Source organism: Enterobacter sp. E12, from assembly GCF_014596715.2.
In the GTDB taxonomy this organism is placed as follows: Bacteria; Pseudomonadota; Gammaproteobacteria; order Enterobacterales; family Enterobacteriaceae; genus Enterobacter; species Enterobacter bugandensis.
In genome coordinates, this window is sequence record NZ_CP115601.1 from 2,835,006 (window position 1) to 2,848,133 (window position 13,128).

Consider the following 13,128-nt stretch of genomic DNA (forward strand, 5'->3'; position numbering starts at 1 on the left):
AAACGCCGGGTTTTTTATTATCAGAAGTATTTCCGCAAATACTCTGTCAGACAGAGAATCGCCATCGCCTGGCCATACGGCATCGACGTCAGCGGGATCTGGCGATAAAACTCAAGATCGCTGCCCATTCCCGTCCCGAACGACGTTTGCAGCAGCTCCCCTTCCGGCGAGATATTTTTCACGATGCCGCGAATCGCTTTTTCAGCAACGTCAGCATATTCAGGCTCAACATAGCGCTTCCGCACCGCTTTCAGGATCCCGTAGGCAAACCCTGCCGTGGCGGATGCTTCCAGGTACGAGTTCGGATCGTCCAGCAGCGTATGCCACAACCCGCTTTCGTCCTGACATTTTGCCAGCGCGGCAACCTGCGCCTTCAGCACCTGCACCAGATAACGGCGCACGGCGTTGTTTTCCGGCAGATCCACCAGCTCAAGGAAGTCCGGGATCACGATGGTCAGCCAGCTGTTGCCGCGCGCCCAGCGGGCCCGGGCAAAGTTATGATTGCCGTCGTAGCTCCAGCCGTGGAACCACAGCCCCGTCTCCCGGTCCATCAGGTTCTGCACGTGGAGCAGGAACTGATAGATCGCCTCCTCTACGTACTCCGGCTTATTCAGCAGCCTGCCGATTTTCGCCAGCGGCAGCACCGTCATCATCAGCGTGTCGTCCCACATCTGCTGATGATTCTCTTCCGCCAGCGTGATGTGCTGCATACCGCCGTGTTCGGTGCGTGGCATCTCATTCATCGCCCACTCCGCCCAGCTTTCCAGCCACGGCAGCCAGGCCGGGTTTTTGCTCTCTTCGTAGCGATAGGCCAGCGTCAGAAACGGCGACATCGTATTGACGTTTTTGGTGGTGGCGCCTTCCGCAAAGCGGTCGGCAAACCAGCTGTCGATAATGTTGCGCATCCCTTCGTCACCGGTCTGGCAGTAGTACTGCCAGATGCCATACAGGCCGACGCCGTGCGTCCACTCCCATCCGGCCCAGCCTTTGGTGTCGATCACGCGCCCGTCGTCCAGCCGCAGCAAAAATTCACCCGTTTTATCGTGGATATTGACCAGGTTGTGCGTCACTTTTTGAATCAGCGATTTCAGCTCGTCCCGGGCGATAAAGCGCTCTGGCTGACGCAATAGCGGGCTATGTTTGACAGGCCAAACTTTCATCATCTTAACCTCTGTTGTATGTCGAATTGAGTACCGCGCGATCCTTCAGCGAAGATGCAGCTGGCTTATTGCGATTCAGATAACCGATGTTGTTATTGCCCCACAGTGACTCATAAGGCATACCGGCCAGCATCTCGACGGTGGCGCGGGCGTGTGGCGTCGCTGACTCCGGCATCGCATGACCACACTCACGCATTTTCGCGGTCTCCTCGCGCAGCGTGCGGTGGGTCTGCAAATTAAGCCTGAAGCGCAGGGAAACGAGGAAACCGCAGAACAGCACCAGGATGGTGCCCACGCTCAGGATCAGCAGAATGGTGTGGCTCACTTCAGCAGGCTGTACCTTCTGACCGCTGACAAAGCCGGACATTTGCATCACGATGCCCACCAGCATCACCGCACCGGCCTGTGACGCCTTACGGGTCAGGGTCATGATGCCGGCGAAAATCCCTTCCCGGCGCTGGCCGGTGATCGCTTCATCCACGTCAGCAATGTAGGTATAGGTATTCCATGGCACGTAGTTAATACCGCCGCGACCCAGCCCAGCCACCGCAGAGATCAGTAACAGCAGAGCGTAGACGTCGCTCAGATCGGCGTAATAGAGCATGGCGTAAGAGAGAGACGCCAGGCCAAACAGCACCACCACCATGCGGTAGGACGGCGCAGGTCCGAAGCGAATACACAGCGGGATCATCCCGATCACGGCGAGGAACTGGAAGATAGCCATCGTGCCCAGCAGGTTGGACGCCATTGACGCTTCCTGCATCAGCACAAACACCACGTAGTAGGTGAAGACTGCGTTAAATACGTCCTGTGCGATGTAGCCGCCGAGGTACATGCCGAGATGCTGGCGGAAAATCTTGATGCGCAGCGTAGAGCTTAATTCGACAAACAGACGATTGATGCTTTGCCCCAGCGTCAGTTTCTTCTTCTCTTCTTCGGCACGCAGCGCCGCTTCAGACCACTCCTCACGCGGGCGCTCCCAGGTAAAGAACCAGACAAAGGTAAGCATCAGGGCGCACAGCACGGAGAAAACCAGGCTTGCGTAAAAGAATGAGATGGCGTTGTCTTTACCGAAGTGGGTGAGCAGGATCCCCGGCAGGAAGGAGGCCAGAATCGCTGACATCTGCGCCATAGAAATACGCGCCCCGGAGAACTTGGTTTTCTGTTTGAAGTCGTCGGTCATTTCCGGCACCAGCGTCTCGTAAGGCACCAGAATCATGGTGTAGACAATATCAAACACCAGATAGGTCAGCAGGTAGTACCAGAAATTCATGTCCCCTACCCACATCAACGAGTAGCTGAACACGCACGGAATGCCTAGCAGGATAAAGAACTTACGGCGACCAAAGCGCTTTCCAGGCCAGGTCGTACCGAAGTTATCCGTCAAAAAGCCCATTAACGGGCTGACAACAGCATCCAGCACCCTCGCAGCGGCAAAGATGAAGGTTGCTTCAATCGGTGTGAGTCCACAGAAGGTGGTATAAAAATACAAAAGCCAGGCCGCCGTCAGGGCGGTCGTACCGGCCCCGAGAAAATCGCCTGCCCCGTAAGCAAGATAATTTGCGAGACCAATTTTACGTGTTTTCATTGCCGTCAACCCTAAGCAAATTTGGGAGACTCCCTGCAAGTAAGGCTCATCGGGGAGTTTTTACACGGCTACAGTAAATGCAACGACGTCCTGATACCTTTCTGTTTCTGCCATCACGGGCAGGGTAAATGGCAAAAATGCAAAGAGTCGCGTCACGCGTGTCACTAATTTATAAAACAGCGTTTCTGTTGCATCAAAAGGTGAGGTCAATTTTGCGAGACAGCCATCAGAATTGACTGATGGCTGGTGACAAAGGCAGGCAGCTAGCGGTAGTTGACGATGACAGAATTGCTCTGCACCTTCAGCGCCGGGATCAAACGTCCTCCGCCTGGCACTTCCCAGATAAAACGTAAAGGTTCAATGGCCGGCACGCCGTTGAACGCCTGCGTTGTGCCATTTTCGCCGTCGATTTCCGTGCAGCGGGTCTGTGAGCAGAGGCGCACCCGCAGTCCGGCTGGCGTTGGGCCAATGAGCCTGTAGTTCCACACCACCATCCCCATCTGACCAGAAACCGTTTCAGAGGGCGACAGCGGATTAGAAGACATGGCGACACCCCGGTTGCTGAGGGTCACGCCCATGCTGCTTGCCTGCCAGGTCCCTTCCCCGGCAGCCTGAGCCGCCAGCGGGAAGAGCAAAATCCATAGCCATTTCATTATTTTCCTCCAATCGTTGCCGTCATACGGATATGGCGGTTATCCGACAGCTCCAGATTCGACAGCACAACAAGCTGATTCAGGCTGCGGCGCAGGAAGCGCGACAGCAGCGGACGCAGCGCGTGGTTGACCAGCAGCACCGGCGGCGCGCCCAGCATCTCCTGACGCGCCAGCGCCTCCTGAGTTTGCTCCAGCAGGCGATCCGCCAGGCCAGGCTCGAGGCCGCCGCCGCCCTGCAGGGCCTGCAGCAGCAGGCGTTCAAGCGGCGTATCGAGTCCAATCACCTGGACTTCGCCGGTCCCCGGGAACCACTGCTGGGTGATCGCACGCCCCAGCGCCACGCGCACCACCGCCGTCAGCTCGTGCGGATCGCTCTGCAGCGGCGCATGCTCGGCAAGGGTTTCCAGGATGGTACGCATATCGCGGATCGGCACTTTTTCCTCAAGCAGGTTTTGCAGCACCTTGTGCAGCGTAGTTAACGTCAGCACGCCCGGCACCAGGTCTTCTGTCAGCTTCGGCATCTCCTGCGTCACGCGATCGAGAAGCTGCTGCGCTTCCTGACGGCCAAACAGCTCTGCCGAGAATTGCCCAATCAGGTGATTAAGGTGGGTTGCCACCACGGTACTGGCTTCGACAACCGTATAACCCTGAATTTGCGCCTGCTCTTTCAGCGCGCTTTCAATCCAGATTGCCGCCAGGCCAAAGGCCGGATCGACGGTCTGCTCGCCCGGCAGCGTGCCTGCTGCAGTGCCAGGGTTAATCGCCAGCCAGCGTCCCGGATAAGCATCGCCGCTGCCAATTTCAACACCCTTCATCAGAATACGATAGCGCGCAGGCGGCAGGTCCATATTGTCCTTGATATGCACCACCGGCGGCAGGAAGCCCATGTCCTGAGCGAATTTTTTACGGATGCTGCGGATGCGGCCGAGCAGCTCGCCATCCTGCTGGAAATCCACCATCGGGATCAGGCGATACCCCACTTCCATTCCCAGGGAATCTTCCAGCTGAACGTCGTTCCAGGTCGCTTCAACGGCCTGGGTGTTCTCCGGCATTTTCACCGGAACCGGATCCGCAGCCGGCCTGGTCTCACGGCCACGCATCCACCAGGCTAGCCCCAGCAGCCCCGCCGTAAACAGCAGGAACACGAGGTTTGGCATCCCCGGCACCAGGCCGAGCAGCCCGAGCACCGCAGCCGCCAGCAGCATCACGCGCGGGTTACTGAAGAGCTGGCCCACCATCTGCTCGCCAACGTCCTGATCGGTACTGACGCGGGTCACGATAACGCCCGCCGCCGTGGAGATAACCAGCGCCGGGATCTGTGCGACCAGACCGTCACCAATGGTCAGCAGCGTATAGCTTTCCGCCGCGTGGCCCATGTCCATCCCGTGCTGCAGTACCCCCACCAGCAGGCCGCCGACCACGTTAATCACCATGATCAGGATGCCCGCGATGGCATCCCCGCGCACAAACTTACTCGCACCGTCCATGGAGCCGTAGAAGTCCGCTTCCTGGGTCACTTCCGCGCGGCGCTTTTTCGCTTCATCTTCGGCGATAAGCCCGGCGTTCAGATCGGCGTCGATCGCCATCTGCTTGCCCGGCATCCCGTCCAGCACAAAACGCGCGCCCACTTCCGCAATACGCCCTGCACCTTTGGTGATAACCATAAAGTTGATGATCACGAGGATAACGAACACCACGATACCGATAGCGAAGTTCCCGCCCACCAGGAAGTGGCCGAAGGCCTCGACCACCTTACCCGCCGCTGCCGCGCCGGTGTGGCCCTCCATCAGGATGATACGCGTGGAGGCCACGTTCAGCGCCAGCCGCAGCAAGGTGGTAAACAGCAGAATGGTCGGGAACGCGGCGAACTCCAGCGTGCGCTGGGTGAACATCGCCACCAGCAGCACCATAATGGACAGCGCAATATTGAAGGTGAAAAGCAGATCGAGGATGAACGCCGGGAGCGGCAGTACCATCATCGACAGAATTAACAGGATGAGGATCGGCCCGGCGAGGATCTGCCATTGGGTCGATTTCAGGTTGCCGGGCAGGCGCAACATTGCCACCAGATTAGCCATCAGTGTCCTTCTCGTTCATAAAATCCAGCGCGGCAGGCACCGGAAGGTTCTCAGGTTTGACAGGCCGTTGACCGCCGGCCAGACGCCAGCGCTTCAACTGCCATACCCAGGCCAGCACTTCCGCCACCGCGGCGTAGAGCTGTCCAGGGATCTGTTGTCCGATATCCGCGTGGCGGTAAAGGGCTCTCGCCAGCGGAGGCGCTTCCAGGATCGGCACGCGATTTTCGGTACCAATTTCCCTGATGCGCAATGCAATCAGCCCCGCCCCTTTTGCCACCACTTTCGGCGCGCTCATTTTGTTTTCGTCATAGCGCAGCGCCACGGAATAGTGCGTCGGGTTGGTAACGATGACGTCCGCCTTCGGCACATCTTCCATCATGCGGCGACGGGCAGCGGCACGCTGCATCTGCCGGATGCGCCCCTTCACGTGCGGGTCACCTTCCATCTGCTTATATTCGTCGCGGATGTCCTGACGTGACATTCGCAGTTTCTTGAAGTGGGAATAGAGCTGGAAGATAACGTCAAAACCCACCATCGGAATAATGCTGAGCACCACCAGCAGCGCGCAAAGCCCAACCAGGTTCAGCGCATTGCTCATCGCGGTAAGGGGCGACTCGCTGATAAGGCGCATCATTTCGGGCCAGTGGTACCAGAGGAAAAATCCTGCGGAACTGCCCATCAGCACCGATTTGAGAATAGCCTTGAGCAGCTCGGCCCCGGTCTGCGCCGAGAACATTTTCGCAATGCCCGGCAGCGGGTTCAGTTTTGAAAATTTAGGTTGCAGCGATTTTCCGCTAAAGACCAGCCCGCCCAGCATCACCGGGGAGACCAGCGCCACCAGCACCACGCCGGTAATCAGGGGCAGCAGCGCAACCATGGCCCCTTTTATCAGCTGAATAATCTGGCTGAGGATCAGATTCGGGTCGTTGACCATGCTGTGGTCAAAACGTAAGCCGGTGGAGAGCATCCCCGCCAGCTTGCGGGCGAGCGACTCCCCACCCCACCAGATAATGCACACGCCTACGATAAGGATCAGCAGGGAGGTCAATTCTCGGGATCGGGGGATCTGCCCTTCCTCACGCGCCTTTTCTAGTCGGTGGGGTGTGGGGGCTTCCGTTTTGTCGTCGTTCTCTTCTGCCACAGTGCATGCTCAGCCCATTACGTCACGGGTATCATGCCAGCGCAGCGGAAATCCAATGGCGGGAAAAGCCCGTTTATTCGGGCTCTTTTCGGTGATTTTGTCGTAAACCGCCTCAGGCGGCGTAACCCCCCTGAGGCGGAATGGACAATCAGAAGCCGAGGCTGTCCAGCAGGTCGTCCACCTGATCCTGGCTTGCCACGACGCCCGCCTTGCTGGCGTCGAGCTGTGGGCCATTGAGCAGGCTTTCGTTCTCGCGTTTTGGACGGGCAGCCGGTTCCGGGATGTTCTCCAGCAGCACCATCAGCAGCTGGCGCTCAATCTCCTGAATCACATCCATCATGCGCTTGATGACCTGACCGGTCAGATCCTGGAAATCCTGCGCCATCATAATGTCCAGCAGCTGGGCGTTGGTGAAGCTGGTGTGGCCCGGCACATCCCCCAGGAACTGACGGGTGTCAGTCACCAGTTCGCGGGCATCCGCCAGCTCGATGGGGTTCTCAAACCACTCATCCCAGCGTTGGGTCAGGGCTTTCGCGCCCTTTTCCATCGCATCCTGATGCGGCTGTGAGGCTTCAACGCTGTTCAGCGCACGCTCAGCTGCCTGAGCGGTCATCTGCACAACGTAGTCCAGACGGTCGCGGGCGTCCGGGATCGCTTCCGCCGCTTCGGCAATGGCCTGATCCAGCCCCAGTTCACGCAGGCTGTCACGCAGCATGCGCGTCAGGCTGCCGATGCGGACGATGATGTCGCTCGGCGAGTGTTCTTCAACGGGTTTCATTGCAGGTTGCATCATCACCAACACCTCACATGCCGAGTTTCTCGAAGATCTTACCGAGCTTCTCTTCCAGGGTCGCTGCGGTGAATGGCTTCACCACGTAGCCGCTTGCGCCCGCCTGTGCAGCGGCAATGATGTTCTCTTTTTTCGCTTCTGCAGTGACCATCAGCACCGGCAAAGACGCCATGCCCGCGTCCGCACGAATAGTTTTCAGTAGCTCCAGACCGTCCATATTCGGCATGTTCCAGTCGGAGATGACAAAACCAAACCCGCCAGCCTGCAGTTTGTTCAGCGCATCCACGCCGTCTTCTGCTTCTTCAACGTTGTTGAAGCCCAACTCTTTCAGCAGGTTGCGCACAATGCGACGCATGGTGGAAAAGTCATCCACAACCAAAAACTTAAGCTCTTTATCCGCCATAAAATAATACTCCTGAGTCAAATACGTATTGCCTGTCCGGCACTGATTTTCGCCAGCATCTGCTGGCTTACCTGGCTAAGATCGACCACTTCGCTCACGCCACCCATATTGATGGCCTCGCGCGGCATGCCGAACACCACACAACTTGCTTCATTCTGCGCAATCGTCCAGGCGCCAGCCTGGTGCATTGCAAGCATTCCGGCGGCACCGTCGTTGCCCATCCCCGTCAGGATCACCCCAACGGCGTTGCGCCCCGCATGTTTCGCCACCGAATGAAACAGCACATCCACCGACGGACGGTGCCGGTTAACCGGCGGTCCGTCATGAATTTTGATTTGATAGTTAGCGCCGCTGCGCGCCAGCTCCATATGCTTGTCCCCCGGCGCGATATACGCATGTCCCGGCAGCACGCGCTCGCCGTCTTCCGCCTCTTTCACGCTGATCTGGCACAGCTTGTTCAGACGTTCGGCGAAGGAGCGGGTAAAGCCAGGCGGCATATGCTGCGTGATCAGAATACCCGGACTTGAAAGCGGCAATGGCTGGAGTACATGGCGAATTGCCTCTGTTCCTCCGGTTGACGCCCCAATAACCAGCAGTTTTTCCGAGCTGAGTAACGGTCCGGCCTTCAGGGTTGCCGGCGCGGCCATCGGCTTGTGGGCCGCGAGCTTCGCGCGCGAGGCGGTGCGAATTTTCTCGGCGATCATCTCGCTGTACGCCAGCATCCCCTCGCGAATGCCGAGCTGCGGTTTGGTGACAAAATCCACCGCCCCCAGCTCCAGCGCGCGCAGAGTGATTTCCGAACCTTTCCCGGTCAGGGAGGAGACCATCACCACCGGCATGGGACGCAGGCGCATCAATTTCTCAAGGAAATCTATGCCATCCATGCGCGGCATCTCGACATCCAGCGTTAGCACGTCGGGGTTATATTTTTTAATTAAATCCCGCGCTACCAGCGGATCCGGCGCAGTGGCCACCATCTCCATGTCGCTGTGGCTATTGATGATTTCAGTCATGATCTGACGCATCAGCGCTGAATCATCGACAGACAATACCCTGATTTTACTCATGCTTTTTCCTTACTCAGCGCATATACCGTTTGCCCACGCAGGCTAAACTCACGCGCGAGGTTGCTGAAGTTTTCCGAATGCCCGGCAAACAGTAAACCGTCAGGCTTGAGCAACGGAACAAACCGACGCAGAATGTCCTGTTGCGTCGTTTTATCAAAATAGATCATGACGTTACGGCAAAAAATGGCGTCGAAAGGCCCCGGCACGTTGTACTGCTTATCGAGCAGGTTAACGGGCGCGAATTCGACGCAGTTCGCCAGCTCCTGGCGTACGCGAACCAGGCCTTCATGCGGCCCCGTACCGCGCATGAAGTAACGCTGCAGCTGCTGCGGCGACAGCGTTTTCAGCTCGTCCTGGCGATACACGCCGTTACGCGCCTTCTCCAGCACCTCGGTGTCGATATCGCTGGCGTAGACTTTCCAGCGTCCCGGTGCCATACCCAGCGTATCGGCAAGGGTGATCGCCAGCGAGTACGGCTCTTCGCCCGTTGAGGCGGCCGCACTCCATACGCGATACTCCCCGGTGCGACGGCGCGCGTGCTCGGCCAGAACCGGAAAGTGGTGGGCTTCACGGAAAAAGGCCGTCAGGTTGGTCGTGAGTGAGTTAATAAAAGCCTGCCACTCCGCGCTGTTCTGGTTCGCTTCGAGCATGCTCAGATAGCGGCCAAAATCATCCAGCCCCAGCGTACGCAAGCGCCGCACCAGTCGGTTGTAGACCATGTCCCGCTTATGATCCGCAAGCACGATCCCCGCACGCTGGTAGATTAACTGACATATCCGACGAAAATGCGCGTCGGACAGCGCGAGGCGCTGTGTCATCTGCAACAATAATGACGTTTGCCCAGGGGGCATTGGTGATGTCATAGCGCCTTCTTAATTACATTCAGGATACAACTGGCACGGCCTGCGACCGCCCGACTTCTGTTACTGCTTCAACGTGCTCTTTCACATTAAATACCGCGACCAGCCCGGTGAGACGATCCGCCTGGCTGGCCAGCTGATCGGTTGCCGCTGCCGCTTCCTCAACTAACGAGGCATTCTGTTGCGTCACCTGATCCATCTGGCTAACGGCCTGAGCCACCTGCTCTATCCCGCGACGCTGTTCGTCCGACGCCGAGGCAATCTCGCCCATGATGTCGTTAACCCGCGTCACGGAGGTGACGATCTCGTGCATGGTATGCGCCGCCGTATCCACCAGGGCAGACCCCTGCTGGACGCGAGAGACCGACTCTTCAATGAGGGACTTAATCTCTTTCGCCGCGTTGGCGCTGCGGCTCGCCAGGTTTCGCACTTCACCTGCCACCACCGCAAACCCACGTCCCTGCTCGCCGGCGCGCGCCGCTTCCACGGCGGCGTTCAGCGCCAGGATGTTGGTCTGAAACGCAATACCGTCAATCACGCTGATGATGTCGCCGATCTTCTGCGAGCTGGCGGCAATCTCCTGCATGGTGCTGGCCACGTGAGAGGCCTGATCGCCCCCTCTCTTCGCCGTCAGCGCCGCCTGTTTTGACAGGTCAGACGCCTGACGCGCGTTATCGGCGTTCTGGCTTACCGTCGCGGTCAGCTGTTCCATACTGGCCGCCGTCTGCGCCAACGACGCCGCCTGCTGCTCGGTGCGGGACGAGAGATCGTTATTCCCCGCCGCAATCTCTGAGATCCCCGTATGCATGGCGTAACTGCCCTGACGCACGTCGGATACCGTTTCCCGCAGCGACCCCTGCATGGCCTTCAGGCTGGCAAAGATCGCCGAAATTTCGTTTTTGCCAAACACCGCCACCGGACGCGCCAGATCCCCCTTCGCAATACTGTCGAAGTGGCTGCTGATAATCGCCAGCGGCTGCACAATCATTCTGCGCGCCCAGAGCAGCGCCCCGCCGGTCAGCAGCCCCGCCAGAATCACAACGACGGCAAAGATAACGCCCGACATGTGATAGCTGGTGCGGCTTGCTTCACCGGCGCGCAGAACAGACTGATTGATATCCTGCTGCCATGCGTCAAAGCTGCCGTCAAACGCCGCCTGAGATGCCTGGACCGGAGCGGTCATGAAGTCCGAAAGCTGGTTGTTCTCAAGCCAGGTCGCCTGGTGGTCCAGATCGCTGTACCACTGCTCAAAGTTCTTTTTCATGGCCGCCTTCAGCGCTTTCTCTTTCTCGCCGTCGGCCGCCTGCGCCGTGAAGGCCTTAAACTGTGCGTCTGCCTGCTTCAGGCTGTCGCGCGCCGTTGCCATCAGCGCCTTAATGTCATCCGGCGGATAGCTGAGCGCGGTTAAGGTTCCTGCCTTGTTCAGCGCAGTGCTTGCCTGCAACAGCACGGCACGCGTTTGTGCCAGTGCGGAGCGCTGCTGATTACTCGCCTCAACGTCCTGCAAATTCTGATAGCCATCGCGAAACGCCCAAAAAGACAACCCGTTACTGCCAACCTGCAACACACCGCAAAGGATCAGAATTAAAAACAGTGTGGTCGAGATACGAATACGATTTAACATCCACGCTCCCATCAAGCGGCAAGCAGCCGCGGTTTAATTGTCAGTCAAAATGTTTCCCAGTTTTCATCTTGTCCGGTCGTTGCAGCACGCGTGCGGGTGACCGCCGTGTCGGCGGCTGGCGCGCGGTACGTAGCTTGCGCAGTGACCGTATTTCCAGCGAGTGAAGCGAGACGAAACGCCGAGACGGCCATCTTCAGACGGCTCGCCTGGTCTTCCAGCGCAGCGGCCGCCGCAGCGGACTCCTGCACCAGGGCGGCGTTTTGCTGTGTCACGCGGTCCATTTCCGATACCGCCAGGGCAACCTGGTCGATACCACGACTCTGCTCATCGGACGCAGAGGCGATTTCACCCATGATGTCCGTCACGCGGGTAACGGCATTCACGATGTCATTCATGGTCTCCCCGGCACTATCCACCAGCACGGAGCCGGTATCCACGCGGGAGACGGAGTCTTCAATCAGGGATTTAATCTCTTTTGCCGCGTTGGCGCTGCGGCTGGCAAGGTTGCGCACTTCCCCGGCCACCACCGCAAACCCGCGCCCCTGCTCGCCCGCGCGCGCTGCTTCCACGGCGGCGTTGAGCGCGAGGATGTTGGTCTGGAAGGCAATGCCGTCGATGACGCTGATGATGTCGGCGATTTTCTTCGAGCTGTCGGCGATTTCGTGCATGGTTTTCACCACGCCATCCACCACGCGACCGCCGCGCTGCGCGGTTTCGGAGGCGCTTTCCGCCAGCTGAGACGCCTGGCGGGCGTTATCGGCGTTCTGCTTCACGGTTGCGGTGAGCTGCTCCATGCTGGCGGCCGTCTCTTCCAGCGCCGACGCCTGCTGCTCGGTACGAGATGAGAGATCGTTATTCCCCATCGCGATTTCGCTGGTGCCGGTATAGATCGCCTCGGATCCGTTACGCACGTTGGCGACGGTCTCGATCAATGAACGCTGCATGTGGTCGACGCTGTTGGCCAGCTCGGTGATCTCGTTACGTCCGGAAACGGTCAGCGTTTTGGTCAGATCGCCAGAGGCAATCTCGCGAATATGGGCAATCACGCGGCCGAGAGGGTTTAGCAGGATGTGGCGAATGCCGTACCACACAGCGAACAGCACAATGACCAGCGCCAGGGCCAACACCGCCATCTGCCATTTCGCAAAGCGGTAGTCATTCTGGCTTTCAGTAAAGGCCGAGTGATACAGATCGCCGCTGGCCTTCGCGTATTCCCCCAGCGCCGCGCCGAGTGCGTTTTGCATCCCCTGCGTCGGCTGTGCGAAGTAGGCGTCCATGTTGCCGCTCTCCAGGAACTGGATCAGCTCCGTCAGCCCGGCATAGTAGGCGCTGTATTTTTCATCAATGTTCTGGCTCACCTGCGCCATAGCAGGCTGCGGTGCGATTTGCCTGAAGGCGGCGTAGTGTTTAGCCGCGTCGGCCAGCGTGGCCCGGGCATTTTTTAGCAGATCGTTTTTCGCGCTGCTCTGCTGATTGTTCGGATCCATCATCATGCGCGCGGACGAGCGGCTCAGGTTGATGCGCGTTTGCAGCATCAGATCCCACGTCGACGTGAGCTCACTCTGCTGCAGGCGGAGATCGTTTGAGGCGGCGAAACTGTCCTGGTTCTGTTTTAAAGACGAGAAAAAAAGCCCGCCGGAGATAAGCTGAAGTAGTGCGAAAATGACCAGCACCATCATTAGCATTGTGACAACGCGGATACGGTTCAACATACAACACCTTCTCATAGATTTATTAACGGTGTTATCGGCACAGGCCACAGGA

The 13,128-nt window shown here is 58.4% G+C and carries 11 protein-coding genes; all 11 read right to left on the reverse strand.

Features of this window, described 5'->3' with window-relative positions:
• Positions 1-20 precede the first annotated feature (20 nt).
• The gene (locus IB212_RS13520) at positions 21-1,160 is read right to left on the reverse strand and encodes a glycoside hydrolase family 105 protein (protein ID WP_041911995.1); all 1,140 of its coding nucleotides are present in this window, start codon (positions 1,158-1,160) and stop codon (positions 21-23) included.
• A gap of 4 nt (positions 1,161-1,164) precedes the next feature.
• Positions 1,165-2,748: an MFS transporter gene (locus IB212_RS13525; protein WP_041909434.1), complete on the reverse strand. Its 1,584-nt coding sequence runs from the start codon at positions 2,746-2,748 to the stop codon at positions 1,165-1,167.
• Positions 2,749-3,011: 263 nt separating this feature from the next.
• Positions 3,012-3,404 carry a flagellar protein FlhE gene (locus IB212_RS13530; RefSeq protein ID WP_028013640.1) on the reverse strand — a complete coding sequence of 131 codons (393 nt, stop codon included), beginning with the start codon at positions 3,402-3,404 and terminating at the stop codon, positions 3,012-3,014.
• Positions 3,401-5,479, reverse strand: a complete 2,079-nt coding sequence (gene flhA / locus IB212_RS13535; RefSeq protein WP_028013641.1) for a flagellar biosynthesis protein FlhA — start codon at positions 5,477-5,479, stop codon at positions 3,401-3,403. The genes IB212_RS13530 and flhA overlap by 4 nt, the downstream gene beginning before the upstream one ends.
• Positions 5,472-6,620 carry a flagellar biosynthesis protein FlhB gene (gene flhB, locus IB212_RS13540; protein ID WP_041909432.1) on the reverse strand — a complete coding sequence of 383 codons (1,149 nt, stop codon included), beginning with the start codon at positions 6,618-6,620 and terminating at the stop codon, positions 5,472-5,474. The genes flhA and flhB overlap by 8 nt, the downstream gene beginning before the upstream one ends.
• Positions 6,621-6,768: 148 nt before the next feature.
• Complete coding sequence (gene cheZ, locus IB212_RS13545) at positions 6,769-7,413, reverse strand: protein phosphatase CheZ (RefSeq protein ID WP_028013643.1); 645 nt, start codon at positions 7,411-7,413, stop codon at positions 6,769-6,771.
• Between the two features lie 10 nt (positions 7,414-7,423).
• Positions 7,424-7,813 (reverse strand): chemotaxis response regulator CheY, encoded by a 390-nt coding sequence (cheY, locus tag IB212_RS13550; protein WP_000763862.1) that lies wholly within the window; start codon positions 7,811-7,813, stop codon positions 7,424-7,426.
• Between the two features lie 17 nt (positions 7,814-7,830).
• The gene (locus IB212_RS13555; RefSeq protein WP_014884341.1) at positions 7,831-8,880 is read right to left on the reverse strand and encodes a chemotaxis response regulator protein-glutamate methylesterase; all 1,050 of its coding nucleotides are present in this window, start codon (positions 8,878-8,880) and stop codon (positions 7,831-7,833) included.
• Positions 8,877-9,743, reverse strand: coding sequence for a protein-glutamate O-methyltransferase CheR (gene cheR, locus IB212_RS13560; RefSeq protein ID WP_014884342.1), 867 nt, complete (start codon positions 9,741-9,743; stop codon positions 8,877-8,879). Before cheR ends, IB212_RS13555 begins: the two co-directional genes overlap by 4 nt.
• 19 nt (positions 9,744-9,762) lie before the next feature.
• Positions 9,763-11,364 carry a methyl-accepting chemotaxis protein IV gene (gene tap / locus IB212_RS13565; protein WP_041909430.1) on the reverse strand — a complete coding sequence of 534 codons (1,602 nt, stop codon included), beginning with the start codon at positions 11,362-11,364 and terminating at the stop codon, positions 9,763-9,765.
• A gap of 44 nt (positions 11,365-11,408) precedes the next feature.
• Positions 11,409-13,076 carry a methyl-accepting chemotaxis protein II gene (tar, locus tag IB212_RS13570; RefSeq protein WP_041909428.1) on the reverse strand — a complete coding sequence of 556 codons (1,668 nt, stop codon included), beginning with the start codon at positions 13,074-13,076 and terminating at the stop codon, positions 11,409-11,411.
• Positions 13,077-13,128 lie beyond the last annotated feature (52 nt).